The organism is Streptomyces sp. IBSBF 2435 (genome assembly GCF_036815005.1).
Taxonomy (GTDB): domain Bacteria; phylum Actinomycetota; class Actinomycetes; order Streptomycetales; family Streptomycetaceae; genus Actinacidiphila.
In genome coordinates this window covers 1-24,202 of the sequence record NZ_JAJSYW010000073.1, presented here as the reverse complement: position 1 = coordinate 24,202, position 24,202 = coordinate 1, and the positions used below count along the sequence as shown (strand labels likewise).

The 24,202-nt window shown below is 73.7% G+C and carries 28 protein-coding genes; 20 read left to right on the top strand and 8 right to left on the bottom strand.

The genetic code is table 11. From position 1 onward, the window contains the following. Positions 1-179: 179 nt before the first annotated feature. From V7E46_RS16495 to V7E46_RS16485, 3 genes are read right to left on the bottom strand one after another with little or no spacing between them, the layout of a single operon-like run. A complete protein-coding gene (locus V7E46_RS16495; protein WP_329176175.1) occupies positions 180-1,202 on the bottom strand; it encodes a LacI family DNA-binding transcriptional regulator in 1,023 nt (340 codons plus the stop codon). A gap of 43 nt (positions 1,203-1,245) precedes the next feature. After that, positions 1,246-2,040 carry a response regulator transcription factor gene (locus V7E46_RS16490; protein ID WP_443054187.1) on the bottom strand — a complete coding sequence of 265 codons (795 nt, stop codon included), beginning with the start codon at positions 2,038-2,040 and terminating at the stop codon, positions 1,246-1,248. Continuing rightward, complete coding sequence (locus V7E46_RS16485; RefSeq protein ID WP_333769111.1) at positions 2,037-2,174, bottom strand: hypothetical protein; 138 nt, start codon at positions 2,172-2,174, stop codon at positions 2,037-2,039. Before V7E46_RS16485 ends, V7E46_RS16490 begins: the two co-directional genes overlap by 4 nt. A gap of 109 nt (positions 2,175-2,283) precedes the next feature. Here V7E46_RS16485 and V7E46_RS16480 point away from each other — a divergent pair, with 109 nt between their 5' ends. The 8 genes from V7E46_RS16480 to V7E46_RS16450 all read left to right on the top strand — a co-directional run bounded on the left by V7E46_RS16480 (position 2,284) and on the right by V7E46_RS16450 (position 7,590). Further along, positions 2,284-3,111, top strand: coding sequence for an alpha/beta hydrolase (locus tag V7E46_RS16480; RefSeq protein WP_333769110.1), 828 nt, complete (start codon positions 2,284-2,286; stop codon positions 3,109-3,111). Between the two features lie 169 nt (positions 3,112-3,280). Further along, positions 3,281-3,547, top strand: a complete 267-nt coding sequence (locus tag V7E46_RS16475; protein WP_329182432.1) for a MoaD/ThiS family protein — start codon at positions 3,281-3,283, stop codon at positions 3,545-3,547. Next, the gene (locus V7E46_RS16470) at positions 3,544-4,893 is read left to right on the top strand and encodes a hypothetical protein (RefSeq protein ID WP_333769109.1); all 1,350 of its coding nucleotides are present in this window, start codon (positions 3,544-3,546) and stop codon (positions 4,891-4,893) included. The genes V7E46_RS16475 and V7E46_RS16470 overlap by 4 nt, the downstream gene beginning before the upstream one ends. Before the next feature lie 115 nt (positions 4,894-5,008). Continuing rightward, positions 5,009-5,710 carry an LmeA family phospholipid-binding protein gene (locus V7E46_RS16465; RefSeq protein WP_333769108.1) on the top strand — a complete coding sequence of 234 codons (702 nt, stop codon included), beginning with the start codon at positions 5,009-5,011 and terminating at the stop codon, positions 5,708-5,710. A gap of 103 nt (positions 5,711-5,813) precedes the next feature. Then, entirely contained in the window at positions 5,814-5,894 is an 81-nt protein-coding gene (locus tag V7E46_RS33905; protein ID WP_355342331.1) for a putative leader peptide, read from the top strand. Between the two features lie 161 nt (positions 5,895-6,055). Continuing rightward, positions 6,056-6,892, top strand: coding sequence for a sulfurtransferase (locus V7E46_RS16460; RefSeq protein ID WP_329176166.1), 837 nt, complete (start codon positions 6,056-6,058; stop codon positions 6,890-6,892). Positions 6,893-6,911: 19 nt separating this feature from the next. Next, positions 6,912-7,202 carry a DUF1416 domain-containing protein gene (locus tag V7E46_RS16455; RefSeq protein WP_329176164.1) on the top strand — a complete coding sequence of 97 codons (291 nt, stop codon included), beginning with the start codon at positions 6,912-6,914 and terminating at the stop codon, positions 7,200-7,202. Positions 7,203-7,296: 94 nt separating this feature from the next. Further along, positions 7,297-7,590, top strand: a complete 294-nt coding sequence (locus tag V7E46_RS16450) for a DUF3099 domain-containing protein (RefSeq protein WP_329176162.1) — start codon at positions 7,297-7,299, stop codon at positions 7,588-7,590. 16 nt (positions 7,591-7,606) lie between these two features. Here V7E46_RS16450 and V7E46_RS16445 read toward each other — a convergent pair whose 3' ends face one another. Next, the gene (locus V7E46_RS16445) at positions 7,607-7,969 is read right to left on the bottom strand and encodes a DsrE family protein (protein ID WP_333769107.1); all 363 of its coding nucleotides are present in this window, start codon (positions 7,967-7,969) and stop codon (positions 7,607-7,609) included. A 157-nt stretch (positions 7,970-8,126) separates the two neighbouring features. Here V7E46_RS16445 and V7E46_RS16440 point away from each other — a divergent pair, with 157 nt between their 5' ends. The 6 genes from V7E46_RS16440 to ygfZ all read left to right on the top strand — a co-directional run bounded on the left by V7E46_RS16440 (position 8,127) and on the right by ygfZ (position 13,079). Then, complete coding sequence (locus V7E46_RS16440) at positions 8,127-8,933, top strand: hypothetical protein (RefSeq protein WP_333769106.1); 807 nt, start codon at positions 8,127-8,129, stop codon at positions 8,931-8,933. Further along, positions 8,930-9,784 carry a hypothetical protein gene (locus V7E46_RS16435; RefSeq protein WP_333769105.1) on the top strand — a complete coding sequence of 285 codons (855 nt, stop codon included), beginning with the start codon at positions 8,930-8,932 and terminating at the stop codon, positions 9,782-9,784. The genes V7E46_RS16440 and V7E46_RS16435 overlap by 4 nt, the downstream gene beginning before the upstream one ends. Next, positions 9,784-10,767, top strand: coding sequence for a hypothetical protein (locus V7E46_RS16430; protein ID WP_333769104.1), 984 nt, complete (start codon positions 9,784-9,786; stop codon positions 10,765-10,767). The genes V7E46_RS16435 and V7E46_RS16430 overlap by 1 nt, the downstream gene beginning before the upstream one ends. A 228-nt stretch (positions 10,768-10,995) precedes the next feature. Then, positions 10,996-11,559 carry an FABP family protein gene (locus V7E46_RS16425; protein ID WP_333769103.1) on the top strand — a complete coding sequence of 188 codons (564 nt, stop codon included), beginning with the start codon at positions 10,996-10,998 and terminating at the stop codon, positions 11,557-11,559. Positions 11,560-11,602: 43 nt separating this feature from the next. Continuing rightward, positions 11,603-12,043 carry a Fur family transcriptional regulator gene (locus V7E46_RS16420; RefSeq protein ID WP_329176151.1) on the top strand — a complete coding sequence of 147 codons (441 nt, stop codon included), beginning with the start codon at positions 11,603-11,605 and terminating at the stop codon, positions 12,041-12,043. A gap of 67 nt (positions 12,044-12,110) precedes the next feature. Continuing rightward, positions 12,111-13,079: a CAF17-like 4Fe-4S cluster assembly/insertion protein YgfZ gene (gene ygfZ, locus V7E46_RS16415; RefSeq protein WP_333769102.1), complete on the top strand. Its 969-nt coding sequence runs from the start codon at positions 12,111-12,113 to the stop codon at positions 13,077-13,079. Positions 13,080-13,097: 18 nt separating this feature from the next. Here ygfZ and dtd read toward each other — a convergent pair whose 3' ends face one another. Continuing rightward, positions 13,098-13,523, bottom strand: a complete 426-nt coding sequence (dtd, locus tag V7E46_RS16410; protein WP_329176149.1) for a D-aminoacyl-tRNA deacylase — start codon at positions 13,521-13,523, stop codon at positions 13,098-13,100. A gap of 377 nt (positions 13,524-13,900) precedes the next feature. Between dtd and V7E46_RS16405 the strand changes: the two genes are divergently transcribed. The 4 genes from V7E46_RS16405 (at position 13,901) to V7E46_RS16390 (ending at position 17,943) form a co-directional block, all read left to right on the top strand. Beyond that, a complete protein-coding gene (locus V7E46_RS16405) occupies positions 13,901-14,482 on the top strand; it encodes an RsiG family protein (RefSeq protein ID WP_333769101.1) in 582 nt (193 codons plus the stop codon). 121 nt (positions 14,483-14,603) lie between these two features. Then, positions 14,604-15,860 (top strand): GNAT family N-acetyltransferase, encoded by a 1,257-nt coding sequence (locus tag V7E46_RS16400; protein WP_333769100.1) that lies wholly within the window; start codon positions 14,604-14,606, stop codon positions 15,858-15,860. A gap of 114 nt (positions 15,861-15,974) precedes the next feature. After that, positions 15,975-16,802, top strand: a complete 828-nt coding sequence (locus V7E46_RS16395; protein WP_333769099.1) for a dihydrodipicolinate synthase family protein — start codon at positions 15,975-15,977, stop codon at positions 16,800-16,802. A 94-nt stretch (positions 16,803-16,896) separates the two neighbouring features. Further along, positions 16,897-17,943, top strand: a complete 1,047-nt coding sequence (locus V7E46_RS16390; protein WP_333769098.1) for an aspartate-semialdehyde dehydrogenase — start codon at positions 16,897-16,899, stop codon at positions 17,941-17,943. A gap of 132 nt (positions 17,944-18,075) precedes the next feature. On the opposite strand, the gene V7E46_RS16385 is transcribed toward V7E46_RS16390, so the two are convergent. Beyond that, on the bottom strand, positions 18,076-19,365 hold the full coding sequence (locus V7E46_RS16385; RefSeq protein ID WP_333769097.1) for a M14 family zinc carboxypeptidase: 1,290 nt from the start codon (positions 19,363-19,365) through the stop codon (positions 18,076-18,078). Positions 19,366-19,576: 211 nt separating this feature from the next. Here V7E46_RS16385 and V7E46_RS16380 point away from each other — a divergent pair, with 211 nt between their 5' ends. Beyond that, positions 19,577-20,740, top strand: coding sequence for a ThiF family adenylyltransferase (locus tag V7E46_RS16380; RefSeq protein ID WP_333769096.1), 1,164 nt, complete (start codon positions 19,577-19,579; stop codon positions 20,738-20,740). Positions 20,741-20,978: 238 nt separating this feature from the next. On the opposite strand, the gene V7E46_RS16375 is transcribed toward V7E46_RS16380, so the two are convergent. After that, positions 20,979-22,280, bottom strand: coding sequence for a M14 family zinc carboxypeptidase (locus tag V7E46_RS16375; RefSeq protein WP_333769095.1), 1,302 nt, complete (start codon positions 22,278-22,280; stop codon positions 20,979-20,981). Between the two features lie 132 nt (positions 22,281-22,412). After that, positions 22,413-23,138, bottom strand: a complete 726-nt coding sequence (locus tag V7E46_RS16370) for a flavin reductase family protein (protein WP_333769094.1) — start codon at positions 23,136-23,138, stop codon at positions 22,413-22,415. A gap of 184 nt (positions 23,139-23,322) precedes the next feature. On the opposite strand from V7E46_RS16370, the gene V7E46_RS16365 reads away from it, so the two are divergent. Beyond that, the coding region (locus tag V7E46_RS16365) for a sigma-70 family RNA polymerase sigma factor (protein WP_333769093.1) at positions 23,323-24,202 on the top strand (880 nt) is incomplete at its 3' end.

The following is a 24,202-nucleotide window of genomic DNA, read 5'->3' as shown; positions in this document are numbered from 1 at the left end:
CACGTATGCCCGATGTAAGGAAGATCGCGCGCCCCGGATCGCGAACCCCCGGCCGCGCGCCCCCCGGATCCGCAACCCCGGACCCCGGAAGAGCCGCCCGCCGGGCCGCGCCCCGAGCGACCCGCGCTCGAAGCGGTCCTGCGCAGGGCGGTCGGCGCCCTACCGCCGGCCGCCGGGCCTCAGTGGCAGCCGCAGGACCCGCGGAGCACCAGCCGGGACGGGAACTGCCGCAGCCGCTCCCGCTTGGCACCCGGAACCCGCAGCGAATCGTCGAGCACCGCGTCCACCGCCGCCCGGGCCATGCCCTGCCGGTCGGAGGCCACCGTGGTCAGCGGCGGGTCGGCGAGCGCGGCTTCCTTGACGTCGTCGAAGCCCGCCACGGCCAGCCCCTCGGGCACGTCGATCCGCAGCTCGCGGGCGGCCCGCAGCACACCGATCGCCTGGTCGTCGGTGGCACAGAAGATGGCGGGCGGCCGGTCCGGCCCCGCCAGCAGGTCGAGCGCGACCTCGTAGGCGTCGTAGCGGTTGTACGGGGCCTGGAAAAGGCGGCCCTCGGTGGACCGCCCGGCTTCCTCCATGGCCCGCCGCCAGCCGACGACGTGATCGGTGACGGGGTCGCCGATCACCGGGGTGACCTCGGTGCCGCCGAGGCAGGCCACATAGTCGTGGCCGTGCTCCAGCAGGTGGCGTACGGCCAGTTGCGCGCCGCCGATGTCGTCGGTGCGCACCGCGATGTCGTCGATGGCCTCGGGCCGTTCGTGCAGCAGCACCACCCGGGCGTCCCAGGCCTCGATCTCCGTGGCCGCGTTGTCGCTGAGGCCCTGGCTGATCAGGATCAGCCCGGACACCCGCATGCCGAGGAAGGCCCGCAGATAGTGGACCTCGCGCTCGTCGAGGTAGTCGGAGTTGCCGACCAGCACCATTTTCCCGCGCTCGGACGCGGCCTGTTCCACCGCGTGCGCCATCTCCGCGAAGAAGGGCTGCCGCGCGTCGGGGACGATCAGGCCGATCAGGTCGGTACGGCGGCTGGCCATCGCCTGGGCCACACGGTCCGGGCGATAGCCGAGCTGCTTGATGGCCGCGAGCACTCGCTCGCGGGTGGCCGGGGCTACCGGCCGGGGTCCGTTGTTGATGACGTAGCTGACGACCGCGGTGGAGGTCCCCGCCAGCCTGGCCACGTCGTCGCGCGTCACCTTGGGCACGTCGGGAAGTCTACGCGTGTCTATCGGCTCGTCACACGGGTCGTCATACGGTCTGTTCAGCGGATGAACGGCTGTCCCGCTGATCGGCGTCCGGCCCGGAGCCGCGGGCGGTTCCGCGGCCCTGCGCGGCCTCGCTGCGGGCGGCCTCCTCGGCGGCCCGCTCGACCTTCTCCGGGGTGACGAAGCGGTAGCCGACGTTGCGCACCGTGCCGATCAGCGACTCGTGCTCCACGCCGAGCTTGGCGCGCAGCCGCCGCACGTGCACGTCCACCGTCCGCGTACCGCCGAAGTAGTCGTAGCCCCACACCTCTTGGAGCAGCTGGGCGCGGGTGAAGACCCGGCCCGGGTGCTGCGCCAGGTACTTGAGCAGCTCGAACTCCTTGAAGGTCAGGTCCAGGACCCGGCCCTTGAGCTTGGCGCTGTAGGTGGCCTCGTCCACCGACAGGTCGCCGTTGCGGATCTCCATCGGGCTGTCGTCGCCGGTGATCTGCTGGCGGCCCATCGCGAGCCGCAGCCGCGCCTCGACCTCGGCCGGGCCCGCGGTGTCGAGCAGGACGTCGTCAATTCCCCAGTCCGCGGTCACCGCGGCGAGTCCGCCCTCGGTGACGACCAGCATCAGCGGGCAGCCGGGGCCGGTCGAGCGCAGCAGCTGACACAGGCTGCGCACCTGCGGCAGGTCGCGGCGGCCGTCGATCAGGATGACGTCGGCGCCGGGGGTGTCCACGAGGGCCGGGCCCTCGGCGGGGGCCACCCGCACGCTGTGCAGGAGCAGCCCGAGCGCGGGCAGCACCTCGGTTGACGGCTGGAGTGCGTTGGTCAGCAGCAGCAGAGAACTCACCGGGGGCTCCCGTCGGTCGTGCGGACATCGAGGGTGTGGTCGAGGACGTTCAGCGCATCGAGACGGACATCGTGGCGGACGTCGCGAGGTGGCGTGACCGCCTCGGACCGTTCGGGTGGGTCGGGTTGGCTCATTTCGAACCCCTCCTCGATGCCTGCGAGGACGACATATGTCGTGCAGAAAAGCACGAAAGGACCCGGGGGCGGCATTGCCCAGGTCCTCTTCCACGGAAGAATAGCCCACATGGACACCGCTGCCGAGGCCGAGGACGAGCGTTTCCGTGTTTCCCCGCTCACTTCGGGTGGTCGGAGCGCGGTTCTGTTGACGTCCGACGGCGTACCCATCGAAGCCGAACACCTGGCCGGAGCCGGTGGAGGACGTGATCTGGCCATCGTCGTCGCGCACGGTTTCAGCGGCGCGCTGGAGCGGCCCGCGGTCCGCAGGGCGGCGGCGGCGCTGCGCGGCAGCGGCGGGGTGCTCACCTTCTCCTTCCGCGGGCACGGCCGCTCCGGCGGACACTCCACGGTCGGCGACCGCGAAGTCCTCGACCTCGACGCGGTGGTGGGCTGGGCCCGGCGGCTCGGGTACGCGCGGGTGGCGGCGGTCGGCTTCTCGATGGGCGCCTCCGTGGTGCTGCGGCACGCGGGCGCGGACCCGGAAGCGGGCCTGTACGGGGTCGACGCGGTGGTCTCGGTCAGCTCGCCCGCCCGCTGGTACTACCGGGGTACGGCGCCCATGCGGCGGCTGCACTGGGCGGTGACCAGGCCCGCGGGGCGGCTGGTCTCCCGCGTCGGCCTCGGTACCCGGATCCACCCCCGCGGGTGGGACCCGGTGCCGCGCTCGCCGGTGGAGTCGGTGCCCTTCATCGTGCCGACACCGCTGCTCATCGTGCACGGCGACCGTGACGCGTACTTCCCGCTCGACCACCCGCGCTCGCTGGCCGCCGCCGCGGGTGAGGACGGCGCCGAGCTGTGGATCGAGCACGGCTTCGGCCACGCGGAGAACGCCGCGGACGCGGCGCTGCTCGGCCGGATCGGTGACTGGCTGACCGCCCGTGTTGGAGTGCGGTGACGCCGACGGTCCATGATGGAGGCGGCCCGTCCGTCCGCTGAACGGCGGAGTACGGGCCCACGACGGAGCCGGCCGCGGACGGCGGCGCCGGCGTAGCAGAAGCACCACGCAAGCACGACGAAGGACGAGGGACGGAGCCGCGATGGCTGCAACCGACACGGCCGCGCGTCTGGCGGCGGGTACGATCCGCTACTGGGCCGCCGCCAAGGCCGCCGCGGGCACGGCGGAGGAGCCGTACCGCGCGGCCACGCTCGCCGACGCGCTGGCCGCGGCCCGGCAGCGGCACGCCGGGCAGCCCGACTTCGCCAGGGTGCTGCTGCGCTGCTCCTTCCTGGTCGACGGCCACCCGGTCGGTGCCCGCGCCCACACGCAGGTGCCGCTGCCCGACGGCGGCACGGTCGAGGTACTGCCGCCCTTCGCCGGGGGGTCGGTATGAGCGACCACGGCGACTACGAGTACGGCGACGGATACGGCCAGGCCCAGGGACACAGCCAGGGCCGCGGCCACGACGAGCAGGCGTACGGCGGTGGCGCCGCGCCGTACGGGACCTACGTGCCCGAGCCGCTGCACGCCGCCCCGCCGCCGCAGCACGACCAGGGCGCCTACGGTGCCCCGCCGTCCGGCGGCGACTGGTCCGGGCACGCCGCCGCCCAGGACGGCCAGGGCTACGGCGCCGCGCCCGCGCCCGGGGACGGCTGGGGCGCCACACCGCCCGCCGCGCACCCGTGGACGGCGCCGCAGGAATACCCGCAGGGCGGCTGGGAGCCCGGCGCGGCCCAGACCGCGTACTCCGGCACCCCGGCCGCCTACGGCGATCCCGCCTACCAGGCCCAGGGCGCCGAGTGGCAGCAGCAGCCGCCCGCGCACGCCTACGCCGACCCGCAGGCGTATCCCGCCGGGCCGCAGGGCGTCGAGCACACCGCCGTGATGCCGGTGATCGAGGACGAGCCCGCCCCGCGGCGGGAGCCGGCCCCGGGCGGCAGGGCGGCCAGGCGGCAGGGCGCGAGGACCGCCCCGGTGCGCGCCGACGGGCGGACCGGCTCGCCGATCATCGCGCCCGGCATCCAGCCCGCCGCCCTCACCGCGGCGCTCGGCCTGCTCCTCGCGGGCGGCGCCGCGCTCGGCAAACCGGGCCTGACGGTCTTCCTGGTGCTGCTCCAGGCGGTCACCGCCGCCGGCTGGTTCCGGCTGAACGGCATGTGGCCCGCCCGGCAGGGCATCGTGCTGGCCTTCCTCGCCGGTGTGACCGCCGACGTGGGCATCCTGGTCGCGGACGGCGGCCACGCGCCCGTGGTGGTCGTCGGTACCCTCGGCGTCTGGCTGCTGTTCGTCCTGGTGCTGCAACTGCGGCACCACGGCAGCGGCGACGAGCGCCTGTCGTCGCTCACCGCGACCTCGGCCTCCACCCTGATCACCGTGCTGGCCTGCGGTTACCTGGCGGCCGCGGTCTCCGACGCGGGCACCGACCCGGTGGTCGTCGGCGCGGTGGCGGTGGCCGCCGCGACCGTGGTGCGGGCGCTCCCGCTGCCCGGCGAGCCGCTGTCACTGACGGTCGCCCTGCTGATCGCGGCGGCCAGCGGCGCGCTGACCGGCCAGGCGAACGGCCTCGGCAGCGGCGACGGCATCCTGCTGGCCGCGGCCTGCGGCGGCTGCGCGCTGATCGGCCTGCGGGTGGCGAGCTACGACTTCCCGTCCCGCTTCGTCCACTTCACCGCGGGCGTGGCCCTGCCGCTCACCGCCGCCGCCCCGGTCGTCTACGCTCTGGGCCGGGCCCTGACCTGACCGCTCCCGCGGATCCTCACAGGTAACGGATCGGTGCCACGGGGAACCGCGGACCCTCCGCCGCCCGTCAGGCGTTGCGGAAGTCGCGGGCGGAACGAGTGGGGAGTACGGGCACATGCGAGTGTGGCGGATAGTCCTGGTCGTCGTGGTGATCCTCGGCGGCCTGTTCGTGGCCGCCGACCGGATCGCGGTCTCGGTGGCGCAGAACAAGGCCGCGGAGCGCGCCCAGGCCACCGAGGGCCTGGACCACAAGCCGTCGGTGTCGATCAAGGGCTTCCCGTTCCTGACCCAGGCCGCCTCGGGCAAGCTGGACGACGTCACGGTCAAGGCGAAGGACATCGCGGCGAACGGCGGTGGGGAGACGCTGCGCATCGCGACCTTCAACGCCGATCTGCACGGGGTGAAGTTCTCCGACAGCTATCGCACGGCGGTCGCCGACAGCGCCGACGGGGCCGCCTTCATCACCTACGCCGACCTGTCCAAGGCCGCGCCTCCCGGGGTCAGCGTGTCGTCGGCGGGCACCAGCGCGGACGGCAAGGCGATGGTGAAGCTGACCGGGACCATCCCCGGGATCGGCGTGAAGATCAGCGTGCTCAGCCAGGTGACCGTACGCGGCGCCGACTCGATCGGGCTGCACGCCGAGAACCTGCCCAAGGAGCTGACCGCGCTCGGCCTGGAGGACGACGTCCGGCAGGAGATCGACTTCGTGCGGCAGCTGACCCACCTGCCGTCCGGGATCTCGCTGACCTCGCTGACCACCTCGCCGGAGGGCATATCGGTGGCGGCCGGCGGAAAGCATGTCGTCCTCGCCGGCTGAGACCGGACGGCAAGAGAACACATGCCCGCCATGCGGACAATCTTGTCTCGCCATGTGACACGACGGTGACACCTACGGGTTCATTTCCCTACGATCGGGACTCATGAAGCGACAGGCGGATCTCACGAAGCGGCGGGCAGTCGACCTGTGCCGCGTCGCCGCCATGCTCTGTCGCATGCCCTAGGGGCGGCAGCTCCCCCGTGCCGATGCCGGCCGCGAGGCCCCGGCGCAGCCTGACTGCCCCGTGCCGTGGAGCGCCGACAGCGCCGCTCGACCGCACCTCACCGCACCGCCCTCAGCGTGTCGCGCAACCGCACCATCCGTACTGCCCCGGAGGAGAACAGCATGAGCCGCAGTGACGTCCTGGTCGACGCCGAATGGGTCGAGGCCCACATCGACGACCCCAAGGTGGTCATCGTCGAGGTGGACGAGGACACCTCGGCGTACGACAAGAACCACATCAAGAACGCCGTCCGCATCGACTGGAAGAAGGACCTCCAGGACCCGGTCCGCCGCGACTTCGTGGACCAGGCCGGCTTCGAGGCGCTGCTGTCCGCCAAGGGCATCGCGAACGACGACACCGTCGTCCTCTACGGCGGCAACAACAACTGGTTCGCGTCCTACGCGTACTGGTACTTCAAGCTCTACGGCCACGAGTCGGTCAAGCTGCTCGACGGCGGCCGCAAGAAGTGGGAGCTGGACTCCCGCGACCTGGTCGCCGCCGTCCCCGAGCGCGCCGCCACCGAGTACAAGGCGAAGGCCCAGAACACCGCGATCCGCGCCTTCCGCGACGACGTCGTCGCCGCGATCGGCACGCTGAACCTGGTCGACGTCCGCTCGCCCGACGAGTTCTCCGGCAAGCTGCTCGCCCCGGCACACCTCCCGCAGGAGCAGTCGCAGCGCCCCGGCCACGTGCCGAGCGCCCGCAACATCCCGTGGTCCAAGAACGCCAACGACGACGGCACCTTCAAGTCCGACGCCGAGCTGGTCAAGCTCTACCAGGACGAGAGCGTGGACCTGGCCAAGGACACCATCGCGTACTGCAGGATCGGCGAGCGCTCCGCGCTGACCTGGTTCGTGCTGCACGAGCTGCTCGAACAGGACAACGTCAAGAACTACGACGGCTCGTGGACCGAGTACGGCTCGCTCGTCGGCGTGCCGATCGAGCTCGGCGCCAACTGAACCCCGGAGGTATCACCGTATGTGTGGAGCGAAGGCCGGCGGGCCCGACCTGGCAGGAGTTGACGTGGCGAACGAGACCATCATCCAGGGTTCTGTGACCCGCGACGGCGAGCCCGTCAGCGGATACGTACGACTGCTGGACGGCGGCGGCGAGTTCACCGCGGAGGTGCCGACCTCGGCGACCGGGCAGTTCCGCTTCTTCGCGGCGCCCGGCACCTGGACGCTGCGCGCGCTGGTTCCCGGCGGCACGGTGGACCGCACGGTCGTCGCCCAGCAGGGCGCGGCGGCCGAGGTGGCCATCGCCGTGTGACGACGGCACACAGCTCGCAGGGCCGTACCCCGCGCAAGGGGGTGCGGCCCTCCGAGCTGTTTCGGTATCCGCCTGGCGGACGTACCGTTGAGGTGTGGACGCACGACGCCGTCATCGCTATTTCGCCATGATGGGCACCTGCGTGGTGCTGTTCGTCATGGCATGGGCGGTCGTACGCCTCTGGTCGGTGCCGGCCGCCATCGCGATGTGCTTGGTGGCCATGGTCATCCCCCCGGTCGCGGCGATCGTCGGCAACCGGCGTGGCCCGAACGAGCGGTGGTTCGACGAACCACCGGACAAGGGTTCTGACGCCGGCACCGGAGACCCGGAGTCCGACGCGTGGTGGGACGAGCTGGAGGGCAAGAACCGCAAGGACCGCCGCAGATGAACCCGGGCCGCCGCTCTCAGTAGACCAGCGCCTGCACACCGTCCGGCATGATCTCGCTGACGAAGAGCTGGGCCCCGGCGATCCGCACCCCCCCGATGACATCCTTCTCGGCGATGTCACGGCGGGCCGCGCACTGACTGCACAGGGTGACGGTCCCCCCGGCCAGCACGCCCTCGATCAGGTCCGGCAGCGGTGCCGCGTGCGGCAGCTCGAACTGCGCCGCCCGGCCCGGCAGCGCGAACCACGCCGACTCGCCCGTGAGCCACAGCGACACCTCCACCCCGCTGGCCACCGCCACCGCCGCCACCGTGAAGGCCTGCGAGCACCGCTCGGGCGCGTCCGCGCCCGCCGTCACCTTGATCACGAGCTTCTTCGCCATCCGCCCAGCGTAGGGGGTGCATGGTTGTGTCGCAGGTCACGCTCCACGGGTCGGAAACCGTTACGTATACGGCGAGTCAGCTGGACATAATACGAGTCCGCGTGCGACTGGTCGCACGTGTGTGCGTCTTTTCGCCCGGGGGGGCTTCGTGGAACGGATGGACGGCGAACCACGCCGTGAAGAGGGTCAGGGCCGGGACGCGGTCCCGCTGTTCGAACCGGAACTCGTATCGGCCTCGGTGGCTCCGCCGCCGGAGCCGTACCGGCCGATGGCCCGCCGCCGGCTGGCCCCGGTCGTCGCCGCGGCGGCGGTGCTCGGCATCCTGGCCGGCGCGGGCGCCGGCTACCAGGTGCAGCGCGGCCGCACGCCCACCCCGCTCCCGCCGCTGGTCGCGGCGGCGCCCGTCCAGCCCGTGGGCGCGGCCCCGGACCGGCCCGCGCCCAAGGTCGCCGACGACCGCGACGCGGTCTACGACGGCAACCTGCTCAAGCTGCTGCTGCCCACGCCCAAGGGGGCCAAGCAGACGGCGCGCGGCTGGCGCACCCAGGCCGACCTCGCGGACGACTACGTCAGCTCCGAGGACGTCTTCACCGAGCTGGGCGACAAGGGTTTCCGCCGGGCCGCCGAGGCCCGCTGGTCGGTCGGCAAGGCCGAGTTCACCGACACCGCGGTCACCCTCACGCAATTCCGCGACGACGAGGACCTGGACACCGCCGACGTGCTGCGCGAGCGCGAGTACAGCGACGGCGCCCACCAGAGTTACGGCACACCCGTCCCCGGCACGCTCGACGGTGAGGTCCGGCCCTCCGCGCAGCCGTACGACGAGGGCGACGTGAAGGTCTACGTCGGCCAGGGCATGGCCAGGGTCGGCAACATCCTCGTCGAGGTCTACGTGTCCGGGGTCCGCCCGGTGTCGAGGAACGCCGTCATGTCCGTGATCACGAAGCAGCTGGAGCGGATGTGACCGAGCACAATCCGGGGCCCTTGCCCGAGTCCCAGCCCTGGTACCCGCCCGCGCCCGTGCCCGCGCCGCCTGGACGGCCGCCGCGGCGGACCGCGCTGCTGGTGGCCGGGGCGCTCGTGGCCGCCGCCGCGCTGGGCGGCGGCGGTTACGCCCTGTCCGGCGGCGGTGACGGCGGCGGCGGGCCCGCGGCCCTGGCCACGCACCGGCCCGCTCCAACCGCGACCAGGGCGTACGGCGTGACGGCCGGCGGCACCCACTACGGCGACCTCGGCGAACTGCTGCTCCCGCGGCCGGAGAACCTGCGCCCGGGCCCCGACTTCCTCCAGTACGGCAACGACACGGTGCTGGACGCCGCCGAGGCCAAGCAGATGGCCGAGGGCGGCGACGGCGGCGCCAAGCTCAGCGCGAAGGAGCGCAAGCAGGCCGACGCCGCGCTGGACGCCATGCACATCAAGGGCGCGGCCCTGCGGACCCTCCGCGGCCTGGGCACGGGCCAGGTCTACACGGTCACGATCGTGCAGGTGGGCAACAAGCCGGCCGCCGGGACGGGCCCCGAGGCCTTCCGCAGGCTCAGCGAGGCCAGCGACTTCTTCCGCACCGGCCCGAAGATCCCCGGCCACCCGCACGCGGTGTGCGTACTGCCGGACAGCGACGCCGGTGGCGACAGCGATGACGGCGATGACGACAGCGACGAGGCCGACTGGCTCGACACCATGTACTGCCAGGCGACCGAGGGGGATCTGATGGTCCAGTTCGAGGCCACGGGACCGGCCCCGCTCCAGGAGGACGAGGCCGTGCAACTGGTGACCAAGCAGCTCGACCGCGTCCAGGCGCCGGGGGAGGGAGTCTGATGCCCGACGTCTCCGAGCCCCCTGCGGCCCTCGCCGAGTCCGCAGCGCCCACGCCCGAGCCCGCAGCGGTGTCCGGGCCTGGGCCCGTAGCCGCTCCTGGGCCTGTCGCCGGACCCGCGCCCGCCGCCGGACCCCGGCCGCTGCCGGAGCCCCTTCCCGCGAGCGTCCCGGCGGCGGCCCCGTATCCGCCGCCGCTGCCCGCGTACGCGCCGCAGGCCGTCGCCCGGCCCGGCGGGATGAGCCCGCGGGTGCGGGTCGCGCTCCGCTGGACCTCCGTGCTGCTGGTCTTCGCCGTGTTCGGCGCCGGGACGGCCTACGCCGTGACACGCCCGGAGCGTACGAAGATCCCCGGCTTGAAGACGCCGGACGACGGGCGCTGGACGTATCCGCAGGTCGCGCTGCCGAAGCTGCCCGCGCGCAAGCCGCGCCCGCTGGACGCCGCCCTCAACCCGGGCGGCGTCCACTACGCCGATGTGCGGTCGCTGCTGCTCGCGCCGCCCGGGCGGGCCGTGAACGACCCGGCCTTCCCCGGCACGACGGGCTGGCTGACGGTGGCCGCGTTCCTCAAGGTGCGGGTGGGCGGCGGCGGCTCGCAGCAGGAGCTGTTCCTCAAGGAGCAGGGCCTGCGGCATGTCGCGGGCCGCGCCTGGACGATGCCGGACGGCACCAGGACCGAGGTGTATCTGGCGCAGTTCATCAGCGCCGGATACGCCACGTACTACGACCAGGACGCCGACCTCAAGCCGATCGACGGCGTCACCACCGACCGCCTCGACACCGGCCTCGCGGACCGCACGGTACCCAGGGGTGTGAAGGTGGCCGGCTACGACGAGACCGCGCCCTACGGCGACAGCATGACCCGTTACGCCTTCCTGGTCGCGGGCGACACGGTGGCGCTGGTCCGCCAGACCCGCAAGGGCGGCGAGGTCCCGGAGCAGGCCTTCCGGCAGACCGTACGGCTCCAGGCGCAGCTGCTGGGCTGAGCCGCGCGGCCGTGCGGCGCCCGGACGAGCCGCACGTCACGCGGCCTGGCCGCGCCCGCGCGAGGGCCGCGCACTAGACTTGTGCGCGGCCCTGCCCGCTGCCCTCGCGAGGAGCACGACCCGTGCACATTGAGTACTACTACGACGCCCTGCTCGTGCTGGTCTGCGTCGGCGTCGCCGCGTTCGCCTTCTACGCGGTGAAGAAGCTCTACCAGGGCCAGCGCTGACATGATCGAGATCCCGTCCGACCTGCACCCCGACCTCGTACCGCTGGCGTTCCTGCTCGGCCGGTGGGAGGGTGCGGGCGTGTACGACTTCCCGGGCTCGGAGAAGTGCAACTTCGGGCAGTCGGTCGCCTTCACCCACGACGGCCGGCCGTTCCTCGAATACGTCTCGCACACCTGGGTGCTGGACGCCGAGGGCAAGAAGGTCAGGCCGCTGGAGACCGAGAGCGGCTACTGGCGGATCGGCAGGGACCGCAAGGTCGATGTCACCACCACCCGGGACGAGGGTGTCGTGGAGATCTGGACCGGCGAGCTGGCCGAGGGCAAGCCGCAGATCGACCTGGTCACGGACGCGGTCGCCCGGCTGCCCTCCGCCCCCGAGTACAGCGGCGGCAAGCGGCTGTACGGCTATGTGAACAGCGACCTGATGTGGGTCGGCGAGAAGGCCACCCCGGCGATTCCGCTGCGCCCGTACATGTCGGCCCATCTGAAGAAGGTTGTGGACCCGCGCGAGTGGGTCGCCGACCTCAAGGACCTGCCCGACGACGGCATCGCCTTCTTCAAGTAGCCGCACGGGCCGTCCGCCCGGTGAATCGACCTACACTGGCCGGGTGGTCACCACCGACTGGAAGACCGACCTCCGCCGGCGCGGCTACCGGCTGACGCCGCAGCGGCAGCTGGTGCTGGAGGCTGTCGAGTGCCTGGAGCACGGCACGCCCGACGGCATCCTGTGCGAGGTGCGCAAGACCGCCTCCGGGATCAACATCTCCACCGTCTACCGCACGCTGGAGCTGCTGGAGGAACTGGGCCTGGTCAGCCACGCCCACCTCGGACACGGCGCGCCCACCTACCACCTCGCGGACCGGCACGACCACATGCACCTGGTCTGCCGGGACTGCGACGCGGTCACCGAGGCGCATGTGGAGCTGGCGGCGCCCCTCATGGCGGAGCTCCAGGCGGAGTTCGGCTTCGAGACCGACATGAAGCACTTCGCGATCTTCGGCCGCTGCCGGGACTGCTCGGCGAAGGCGGCCGGCTCCTCGGCCGGGTGACCTCCGTCCGGCCGGTCCTGGCCGCCGGATCCGGTCATACGAGCGGCCTGGTCGTAGTCTTGACGACATGACGAAGAGCCCTTTGCTGTCGCTGCCCGGCGCTGTCGCCGCGGAAGGCCCCGACGAAGGGGTGGCCGCGCATTACGGCGACCTCTTCCGCGAGCAGCGCGCGCTCGCGGACGGCAGCGGTTTCGTGGACCTCTCGCACCGCGGTGTGGTGACGGTCACCGGTGCCGACCGGCTGGCCTGGCTGCATCTGCTGCTCACCCAGCACGTGGAGAACCTGCCGGCCGGACAGGCCACGGAAGCGCTCGTCCTGTCCGCGCACGGCCATATCGAGCACGCCCTCTACCTGGTCGACGACGGCGCCACCACCTGGATCCACGTCGAGCCCGGCACGCAGGGCGCGCTGCTGGCGTACCTGGAGAGCATGAAGTTCTTCTACCGGGTCGAGACCGCCGACGCGTCGGAGCGGTACGCCCTGGTGTATCTCCCCGCCGGGTCCATCGCCGGGACGCCCGCGGAATGGGTCGTGCGGGAGACGCCGTACGGGCGGGAGGTCTTCGTGCCGCGCGAGGGCCTTGAGGACTTCGCCGCGCAGGCGGGGCCGCCGATCGGGGTGCTCGCGCACGAGGCGCTGCGGATCGAGGCGCACCGGCCGCGGCTCGGCCTGGAGACCGACCACCGGACCATTCCGCACGAGCTGGGCTGGCTGGACACGGCCGTGCACTTGCAGAAGGGCTGCTACCGCGGCCAGGAGACGGTCGCCCGGGTGCACAATCTGGGCCGCCCGCCGCGCCGGCTGGTCTTCCTGCACCTGGACGGCAGCGACGTACGGCTGCCGGGCCACGGCGCCGAGGTGCGGGTCGCGGCGGAGGGCGGGGACGGCCGGGCGGTCGGCATCATCACCTCGTCGGCCCGGCACTGGGAGCTGGGCCCGATCGCGCTCGCGGTCGTCAAGCGCAACACCCCGCAGGACGCGACACTGATCGCCGAGGACACCGCGGCCGCCCAGGAGACGGTCGTCGCGCCCTGAGCGGCGGCCCTCCAGGTCCTACAGGTCGATGACGACGGTGAAGGGCCCGTCGTTGGTGAGCGACACCTTCATGTCGGCGCCGAAGATCCCGGTCTCCACGGTCGCGCCCAGCGCCCGCAGTTGGGCGACGACCTCGTCCACCAGCGGCTCGGCCACCTGCCCGGGCGCCGCGGCGTTCCAGGTGGGGCGGCGGCCCTTGCGGGCGTCACCGTAAAGCGTGAACTGGCTGATCACCAGAAGCGGTGCCGCGATGTCGGAGCAGGACTGCTCGTCGGGCAGGACGCGCAGGCTCCACAGCTTGCGGGCCAGCGCCGCCGCCTTCGCCGGGGTGTCGTCGTGCGTCACCCCGACCAGGACGCACAGCCCGGGTCCGCCGATGGCGCCCACGGTCCGCCCGTCGACCACGACCTTCGCCTCGCTCACCCGCTGGGCCACCGCACGCATGCGGCCATTGTGGCGTGCGCGGAGGCGCCGCCGGTACGCGGGTGGCGCGGTGGTGCTCCCCGCCCGGGTGCCGAGCCGGGCGGGGAGCGGGCGGCGGTCGTGCGCGGGCGGCTCCGGCGCGACGGCGGGGCGCGTACGGGATCCGGCGCACGCCGCTTCGGCCGCCTCGCACAACTGTCGCGACGGCCGTTCGGGTGCAGAGTCGCTGCGGGGTGCCGGGGGCAAGTGGCAGCATCGACAGCAGGATCCCCGCGCGCGGCCTGCTGCGGACGGGGGACGACAGGCATGATCACATCCGGCGCTGGACAGGCTCCCGGCACCGCCGCCGCTGTGCCGGCGGTGCCATCTCCCCGCCACCCACCAGGAAGGGCCACCGCATGCTCAAGGCCGACGCACCAGGGCCGTTCCGCCCGCCCGCACCCCGCGGTCCGCTGGCGGACACCCCGGCAGCCGACCTGGGCGACCTCGACCTGGCGGCGCTGCGCACCCTGCGCAGGGACGCCCAGCGCGAGGAGGCCGACCTGTCGTATCTGCGCCGGCTGCTGCACGGGCGGATCGACATCCTGCGGGCCGAACTGAGCCGCAGGGCCGGGGCCGACGGGGTGCCCGGCACCCCGGGAGGGCCGGAGGCGCCGGTCCTCGACCGGCTCCCGGAGATCCTTGCCGACGGCCCCTCCCAGGTCCGCTCCTCCGCCCGGCACGTCACCCTCGGCACCCCGCTGACCGCGCGGGTGCAGCGGCTCGCCGCCGACATCCTCGCCGAGGTCGAACTGTCCGACCTCGACGCCCGCACCGACCCGGAGCTGCGTGCCGCGATGGGCCGGCTGGCCCGGCACGAGCAGCAGGTGTCGGGCCGGCGGCACCGCCTCCAGCAGACCGTCGACGGCTGCTCGGCGGAGATCACCCGGCGCTACCGCGAGGGCGAGGCGCACATCGACGACCTGCTGTCGGACGGCTGAACACCAGTCGTCGGCGGGCCGGTCCGCCGCATCCGGCCGCCGCCGCGTACCGCCGCGGGGTCCGCGCGCCCGGAAGATTAACCGGATGCGATCCGCGCGGGCGGCTGCGTAACGTGCGGACATGGGTCTTGAACTGCGCACGCTCGCCGAGTCCGACGTCGACAGCTGGGTCAGGGCGGTGCACACCGGCTTCCACCGGTCGCTGACCATCAGCGCCGAGGAAATCGCGCTGATGCGGCCGAACTACGACCTGGACCGCACCCGCGGCGCCTTCGACGGGGACCGCTGCGTGGCCACCTTCCGCAGCATGGCGCGCGACCTGACGGTGCCGGGCGGCGGCTCGGTGCCCGCCTCCGCGGTGACCAACGTGGCAGTGACCGCCACCCATCGCCGCCGGGGCCTGGCCTCCCGGCTGATGGCCGCCGACCTGGCCGACGCGAAGGAGCGCGGCGAGGCGGTGTCGATCCTGATCGCCGCCGAATACCCGATCTACGGGCGGTACGGCTACGGCCCGGCGACCTGGGTCACCGACTGGGAGATCGACCTGCCCCGGGCCGCGCTCGACAGCCGCTACGCGGGTCCCGACCCGGCCGAGGGCACCGTCGACCTGATCAGCGCCGAGGAGGCGCGCACGGCAGGTCCCGCCCTGCACGAGCGGGTCCGCACCCGTACCGCCGGCGCCATCACCCGCACTGCCGACTGGTGGAACCGCGCCACAGGTGCGACCGTCCTGCCCTCCTTCAGCTACAAACAGCCCTTCTTCCTCGTCCACCGCGACGCGGCCGGCGGGATCGACGGCATGGCCGCGTATCACGTCAACGACCCGTACTGGCCGGGCAAGCTGCCCAACGCCGAGGCCGAGGTGCTCTGGCTGCTCGCCGCCACCCCGGCCGCCGACGCGGCCCTGTGGCGCTATCTGCTCTCCCTCGACTGGATCGTGCGGCTCAAGTCGGGCCACCGCCCGCCGGACGACATCCTCCCGCTGCTGCTCGGCGACCCCCGCGCCGCCCGCACCGAGACCTACGCCGACTTCATGTGGCTGCGGCTGCTCGACGTCCCGGCCGCCCTGTCCGCCCGCGGCTACGCCCCGCTGGCCGCCGACCTCGTCCTGGACGTCCGCGACCCGGCGGGCCTGGCCGGCGGCACCTTCCGGCTGGAGACCGCCCCCGGGGCCGCGCCCCGCTGCACCTCCGCGCCGGCCGCGGCCCCTGACCTGACCCTCGACGTCGCGACCCTGGCCCGGCTCCATCTGGGCGACGAGTCCGCGCTGCGCCTCGCCGCCCTGGGCCTCGTGGCCGAGCACGCCCCCGGCGCGGCCACCACCGCCGACCACCTCTTCCGCACCCCGCGCCGCCCGTGGTGCCCCGAGGTCTTCTGAAGCGTTACGGAGGCGCTCCGAGGGTGTTCCGAGCAGTCAATACAGTGATGCTTAATTGTTTGGCGTACGACATTTAACTGGACCTACTGCATTGTGCCGGGTGAGACTCGCCCCATGACCCCAGCGCTGTACGTACCGCTCATCACCCCCTTCACCGCGGCCGGCGGTGTCGCCTGGGACGCGCTCGAAGCGCTGGCCGGGGAGATCCTGGCCGGCGGGGCGCACGGGCTGGTGGCGCTCGGCACGACCGGGGAGCCGGAGAGCCTGGACGGGCCGGAACGGGAGCGGGTCGTCGAGCTGATCGGAGGGGTGTGCCGGGCGGCCGGGGCGCGCTTCGTGGTTGGGGTGGGGGACGGGCGGCGCGCACCGGGGGAGTGGGCGGCGCCGCCGGACGCGCTCCTGGCGGCGGTGCCGGCGTTCGTCCGCCCGGGTGAGGCCGGGGTGGTCGCGCACTTCACCGCGCTTGCCGCGCGCGGCCCCGTACCGCTGCTCGTCTACCACGTCCCCTACCGCACGGGGCAGCCGCTCACCGCCCGCGCGCTGCGGGAGCTGGCCGCGATCCCGGGGGTGACCGGGGTGAAGTACGCGGTCGGCGGCATCGACGCCGAGACCGTCGACCTGCTCGGCGACCGCCCGGCCGGCTTCGACGTGCTCGCCGGCGACGACATCTTCGCGCCCGCGCTGCTCGCCCTCGGCGCCACCGGCGCCGTACTGGCCTCCGCCCACCTGGACACCGCCGCGTGGGCCGAGCTGGCCGCCACCGGCGACCGCGCGCTCGGCCACCGGCTCGCCGCGCGGGCCGCCGCGCTCTTCCGGGAGCCGAACCCGACCGTGATCAAGGCCGCGCTGCACGCCCAGGGCCGCATCCCGACCCCGGACGTACGGCTGCCGCTACTGCCCGCGAGCCCGCGGTCGCTGGCCGCGGTACGTCTCGGCACCTGAAACCATTCGCCGCCCGGCCGCCGCTGCGGTGATACTCGAACGGGCGGGACACCCAGCGCCACGGACGGGCGCGACCAGATCGGAGAGAGACCGCATGAGGATCGGAATCGTCGGAGCGACCGGGCAGGTCGGCGGAGTCGTACGCAAGGTGCTGGCCGAACGCGAATTCCCGGTGGCGGAGCTGCGGCTCTTCGCGTCGGCGCGGTCCGCGGGCCGCACCCTTCCGTGGGCCGGGGCGCCGGGCGGCGAGGTCACCGTCGAGGACGCCGGCACCGCCGACTACACCGGCCTCGACATCGTGATCTTCTCGGCCGGCGGCGCCACCAGCCGCGCCCTCGCGGAGAAGGTCGCGGGCCAGGGCGCCGTCGTGATCGACAACTCCTCCGCCTGGCGGCGCGACCCCGACGTCCCGCTCATCGTCTCCGAGGTCAACCCGCACGCCCTGGCCGACCGCCCCAAGGGCATCATCGCCAACCCGAACTGCACCACCATGGCCGCGATGCCGGTGCTGCGCCCCCTGCACGAGGAAGCCGGCCTGGTGGCCCTGGTCGCCACCACCTACCAGGCGGTCTCCGGCTCCGGCCTCACCGGCGTGGCGGAACTGCACGGGCAGGCCCGCCAGGTCACCGAGAACGCCGACCGACTCACCTTCGACGGCGACGCGGTCGACTTCCCGGCCCCCGCCGTCTACGCCCGGCCCATCGCCTTCAACGTCGTCCCGCTCGCCGGGTCCATCGTGGACGACGGCAGCTTCGAGACCGACGAGGAGCAGAAGCTGCGGCACGAGTCGCGCAAGATCCTGGAGATCCCCGACCTCAAGGTGTCCGGCACGTGTGTCAGGGTGCCGGTCTTCTCCGGGCACTCCCTCCAGGTCAACGCCAGGTTCGCGCGCCCGCTGAGCGTCGAGCGGGCGTACGAGCTGCTGGCGCGGGCGCCGGGCGTGGAGATCTCGGAGATCCCCACGCCGCTCCAGGCCGCGGGCCGCGACCCGTCCTACGTCGGCCGGATCCGCCGCGACGAGACGGTCGACAACGGCCTGGCCCTCTTCCTGTCCAACGACAACCTCCGCAAGGGCGCCGCGCTGAACGCGGTGCAGGTCGCCGAACTCGTCGCGGCCGAGCTGGCCGCCGCGGTGAGCTAGGCGGTACGGCTCCGGCAGTGCCGCTCGCCGCGGGCGGCCGTCCTCCCGCCGTCGTGGCCGGTCGCGCAGTTCCCCGCGCTCCTGCGGGGCACGTGTCGGGTCCCGGGACGCGAGGAGGCCGCCCGGGGGCGGTCAGCCCGCGAGCAAGCGGAAGGCGGCGAGCACCGTCTCGGTCTGGAGATCGACCTGGACCGGGACGGGGAGCCAGGTCAGGCCGTGGCCGGCGGCCAGGTCCGCCGCCCAGCGGGCCAGCCGCCGCTCGCCCGCGGCCCGCAGGCGTACCACCTCCGCGGACTCGGACGGGGCCGCCAGCAGCTGGAGCAGCATCCCGGCCGTGCGCAGGGACATCCGGCGGGCCGCGATGTCGAGCGCGTGCAGGTGCGCACGCGACAACCGCACCGGCGACGGATGCATCCCCTCCCACTCGTCGGCCACCCTCGGACCCATCGTGACCAGCCCTTCCACGATCCGCAGCAGGCGCGCCGCGTCCTCGCCGGCCGGCAGGAACGGCCGGACCTCGGCGAGCGTCGCCCGGCTCAGGCCCGACTGGTGCCGGAGCAGGACCGCGAGATCGGCCAGCGCGCGGGCCGGGTCGGGGTGCGGGCTGGTGTCCGAGACGCCGGGACTCGCCCACATCGGCACCTCGAACAGCGCGGTCATCCCGCCGTACGCGTGCGGCCGTATCCAGGTGGACCTGCTGACGTCCTCGGGGAGGCTGTCGAACTGGGCGCGTTCGCCCGGCTCCGGCATGAGGTAGACACCGGGACCCGACGCCTGCCAGTAGAGGGCGTCGTAGGTGCCCGTCTGCACGGGCACGTCCCGCTCCGCGGAGATCTTGCCGAGCGGTTCCGCGAGCCCCGGCAGGTCGCGGGTGAGCTGGATCCAGCTGCCGCCGATGTCGTTGCCGTGCAAGGAGCACTGGAGGACCGGGCGCAGCTCGTCGATGAGCCGGATCAGCGCCTCGGACTCGGGGAGCTGGTCCCCGGGCGGGCGGATCGACGGCGCCCATTCGGGCTGTTCGTCGGCGGGCGGCCGGTACGCGTGCCGGAAGTGCTTGGCGGGGGTGCGCCGGACGACCGGACCCTTCTCGCTGCGCAGGGTGCCGTCGGGGTCGAGGCACAGCAGGAAGTGCCAGGCTGCGCCCGCGCCGACGTGCAACTGGGGGTCGAGCGCGACCCGTTCCGCGATACGCAGCGCGCTGGCCGCCCCGACCCGTTCGTCGGAGTGCGGTCCCGCGACCACCAGGATGTTGCGCACCCGCGGCCGGTCGAGGCCGACCGTGAGCAGATACAGCGGGCGGCCCTCCCGCGACCGGCCGACCACCCGCAGGGTGCAAAGACCCGGACGGAAACGGACGAACGCGGAGGCCGCTGCCACGACCCCCGCGACGCCCGGATACGCGTCGACCGTGGAATGACTCACGTTCCGTTGGAGTTGCTGTCGCCCGTCGTCTCCTTCTTGTCCAGCTGCCGTATGACGATGGTGCTCGCCATGGTGCCTCCCCTCCTCGTTCAAGTCGCCTTTTGTGCAAGGGAGTTGGCTCTTCACCCCGGTCACTCCGATGCCTTGTCAGAGTCCGGCGGCACGGCGACAGTGTCAAGGGAGCACGATGGGGCAAGGGGGGGCGGCCCGGATGACGGCGCTGTCGGAGGCGGAATCCGGGGGCGCGGAGGCGCAGTTGCGCCGGCCGCGGATCAAACCCGAGCACCGGGCGTACCGCACGGTCGACGGCAACGTCAGGATCGGCAGCGTCATCTACGGCATCGGCGCGGAGATCGCCGACCCGGACGGCTGGATCTGGACGCTCACCGAACTCATGGACGGCACCCGCAGCGGTCCGGGGATCGCCGCGGAGGTCGCCGCGCTGCACCCGGCCGCAGTCAAGCCCGAGACGGTCGGTAGGGCCATCGAGGAACTGCGGCAGGCCGGCTTCGTGGAGGACGCGGCGGCCCCGCTGCCGCCGGGCCTCGCGGAGCGCGACCCGCTGCGGCACGCCCGCGGGGTCGCGCTGCTGCGCTGGATGGACCTCAGCCCGCGCGCCAGCCCCTGGCAGGCCCAGCTGCGATTACGCCACGCCCGCGCCCTGGTGCTCGGCGTCGGCGGTACGGGGGGCGCCGCCGCACAGATCCTCACCGCCGCGGGCGTCGGGCGGCTGCACCTGGTGGACCCCGACACCGTCGAACTGTCCAACCTCAACCGCCAGTTGATCTACGGCGAGGCAGACATCGGGCACCCCAAGGCCGATACGGCGGTGGCCGCGCTGCGCGCCCTGAACTCCGATGTGACCGTCACGGGCGAACGCCGGGAGATCCGCGGCCAGGACGACCTCGCCGCACTGATCGCCGAAGGCCCGCCGTACGACCTGCTGGTGCTCGGCGCCGACCGCCCGCCGGAGATCCGCCGCTGGGCGAACCGGGTCTGTCTGGCCGCGAACCTCCCCTGGGTGGAGGGCGGTTACCGCGGCCCGCTGGTCACCGCGGGCGCCCACGTCCCCGGTTCCGGGCCGTGCTGGGAGTGCCAGCGGGCCGGCGAGTCCGAGCGCCGCGACCTGCGGCTCGCACCGGGCCAGGACGAGGCGGCCGCGTCGCCCCGGATGCCGTGGAATCCGGCGAGCGCGGTGACCGCGACCCTGTCCGGCACCCTGGTCGCCCACGCCGCCGTCGCCCTGCTCACCGGCGTCCCCCCGATGCGCCCCGGCTTCCGCTACGGCATCAACCTGATGTCGCTCGGCGACCCCGTGCTCCAGCGCCACCCGCGCCGCCCCGACTGCCCGGCGTGCGGCGGGGCGGCCTCGTAGACCAGGGTCAGGAGAGCCGGACTGCGGGCCGGGTCCATTCCGCAGACGGAGGTCAGGAGAGCCGGGCCGCGGGCGGGTTCAGGAGCGCCGGGCCGCAGACCGGAGACCCCGTGGACCAGCGGTCAGGAGAGCCGGGCCGCGGGCCGGGTCCATCCCGTGGACGGAGGTCAGGAGAGCCGGGCCGCGGGCGGGTTCAGGAGAGCCGGGCCGTGGGCCGGGTCCATCCCGTGGACGGAGGTCAGGAGAGCCGGTCGACCGCCGCCAGGACCGTCCTGGCCTGCAACTCGACCTGGTCGTACACCGGCACCCAGCGGGCGTCGACCGATGCGACCAACTCCCGCGCCCCCGCGTCGAGCCTGCGCTCCAGGCGGCCCCGCAACCGCCCCGGCTCACCGGCCGGGTCGCCGTCGCCGAGCGGCTGCTCGTCCAGCACCCGCAGCAGCATCCCCGCCGCGCGCAGCGGTATCCGCCGAGCGGCGATGTCGAGGGCGGCCACATGCGCCATCGTCAGCGGCACCGGCGAGTCCGCCGCGAGCACGTCGTAGTCGGCGGCGAGCGCCGCGAAGGCGCCGACCGCCTGCTCCACCCCGCGCAGCAGCAGCGCCTCGCTGCTGTCCGCGGAGTCGGGCGTCCCGATGACCCGCAGCGCCCGCTCCAGCGTGGCGGTGAGCGCGGCGCCGTCCTTGCGCAGCCGTGCGGCCATCGCGCCGATCGCCTGCGACGGCTCGGGGTGCGGGGCCGGGTCGGCGACCCGGCGGGTGGCCCACATGGGCACCTCGACCAGCGCGGTGAGCCCGCCGTGCCGCTGCGGGCGGCACCAGGTGGAGCCGTTGACGTTCTCCGGCTCGCAGGCGAACCGCTCCCGCCGCCCGCCGGGCGGCAGCACGTACACGCCGGGTCCCGAGCCGTGCCAGAACAGGGCGTCGTAGGTGCCGGCCTGCACGGGGATGTCGAGTTCAGCGGCGTACTTCCCGAACGGCTCCGCCAGGCCCGGGATGTCGGAGGTCAGCTGCACCCAACTGCCGCCGACGTCCGTCCCGTGCAGGGAGCACTGGAGGAACGGCCGAAGCTCGTCGATGACGGCCAGCAGCGCGTAGGTCTCGGGGAGTTCGTCCCCCGGAGCGCGGAAGGAGCCGGCCCATTCGGGCTGTTCGCACGCGGCCGGGCGGTAGGTGTGCCGGAAGTGCACGGCAGGCGGGCGCGGCCCCGCCGGTCCCGACTCGTTGAGCACGGTGCCGTCGGGGTCGAGGCACAGCAGGAAGTCCCAGGTCAGGTCGGCGTCGGCCTGCCGGTGGCGGTCGGCGACCGCCTGCTCCGCCAGCCACAGCACGGTGCCGCCGCCGGCCTGCTCGTCCGGGTGCGGCCCGGCGACCACCAGCACGTGCCGCCTGCCGTGCCCGACCGACAGCAGCCACAGCGGGCGCCCGGTCCTGGACTCCCCGGCCAGCCGCATCCGGCACAGGTCCGGGTGCCGCGTGCTGAGCAGACGGGCCGCCGCCGCGACACCGGACACGGTCGGATACGCGTCTGGCCCGCGCATGACGGCTCCTCCTCGGCTGGGCGGCGCTGCCGCTGTTCAACGTGGTGGTGCCGGTTCGAATCCGCTGGCGTGCGCGGGAGTTGACGGTGCGCCCCCGCGTGGCCGCGGGCGCGCCTGCTCAGACTCTGCGGGTCACTGCCAGGTGTCAAGGGCGCCCCGGCCGCCCCCGGCCACCCGGGACCGCTCGATGTCAGGGCCGCGGTACATCTGCTCCGGGATCCGTGCGAGCGTCGACTCCCGCAGCCGCGGGCCGAGTCCGTACAGCTGCTGGAAGCTCATGATCAGCGGGCGCCAGGCGTCGGGATCGATACGGTCGGCGCTGCCCGCCAACCGGATCTCCTCGTGCACCAGCACCCGCTGGACCCGGACCTCGAAGACGATGATGCCGCCGCGCTGCTCAGGGTCGTCCTCGGCCAGCGGGTGGGTGGCCTCCAGCACGGCCTCCATCGCCACCGGGCACTCCGCGGCCCGCGGCGGCCGTACGGTCCGCGACGCCACCGCCGTCAGCCCGGCCCGGCCGAACTTGTCCCCCTCGTGGCGGTACCCGCGTGCCGCCTTCCCCGCAGGTACCGGATCGCGCCCGGTGGTCAGCGCCAGCCGGTCCACCGCCCCGGCCAGCCGGTCGTCGGGCAGATTCAGTACGCACTCCCGCTCCCGCAGCAGATTGCGCGCCGTCTGCGACCGCGCGCCCAGCCCGAGCATGCACCGCCACCCCAGCCAGAAGGCCGACGACATAGGGGCCAGATTCGCCGTCCCGTCCTCGTTGACGGTCGAGAGCAGCACGACGGGCGTGCCGAAGTAGAGGATGCCGGGCTCGATACGGGTGTGGTCGATCACGGTCGTGTTCTGTGAGGCCATGGCCCCACCCTGCCCCGCGCGCGTGGCCCGTTCCGGCGGTATTCGGACGGTGCGGTACGTGATCCCTCGGGCTGCCGCGGAAGGCCGGTCCTTGTCGGACGGGACCGCCCGCGTGCGACGCGGTCACCTTTGTCCCGCCCCGGTCGTCGTACTGTCGGCGGACCGCGACGAGCGAAGGTGACACATGGACGAGCACGACGGCCCCGAGCTGCTGGCGCGGCGGTTCGAGGCGGAGCGGCGGCGGCTGGTCGCCGTCGCCTACCGCATGCTCGGCTCGGCCGCCGAGGCCGAGGACGCCGTCCAGGAGGCGTGGCTGCGGCTCGCCGCGGTGGACGCCGGCAGCATCGGCAACCTGGCGGCCTGGCTCACCACCGTCGTCTCCCGGCTGTGCCTCGACGCCCTGCGCGGCCGGGCCGCCCGCCGTGAGGACCCGGTCGGCGAGCACGTGCCCGACCTCGCGCCGGACGGCGATGGTCCCGAGCAGGAGGCCGAGCTCGCCGAGTCGGTCGGGCGCGCGCTGCTGGTCGTGCTCGACGCGCTCGGGCCGGACGAACGCGTCGCCTTCGTGCTGCACGACAGCTTCGCGGTGCCCTTCGACCGCATCGCGCCCATCGTCGGGCGCTCACCCGGGGCGGCGAAGAAGCTGGCCAGCAGGGCGCGGGCCAAGGTGCACGGGACGCCAGCGGCGGGCGCGGAAAAGGTGGCGGGGCACCGGGTGGTCGTCGAGGCCTTCCTCGCGGCGGCCCGCGGCGGGGACATCGCCGGACTGCTCGCCGTCCTCGCGCCCGACGTCGTCCGGCGGGCCGATCCCGCGGCGCTGCCGGCCGGCCGGGCGGTGCTCGTCCGGGGCGCCCGCGCGGTCGCCGACGAGACCCTGGTCCTCGGCCGCCGCGCCCGTTACGCCGCCCCCGCACTCATCGACGGCGCCGTCGGCATCGTCGTCACCCCCCGCGGCCGGCTCACCCTCGCCCTCACGGTCACCGTCACCGACGCGCGCATCTCGTCCTACGACGTGATCGCCTCCCCACCCCGCCTCCACGCCCTCCGTATCACCCTCCTCCCCG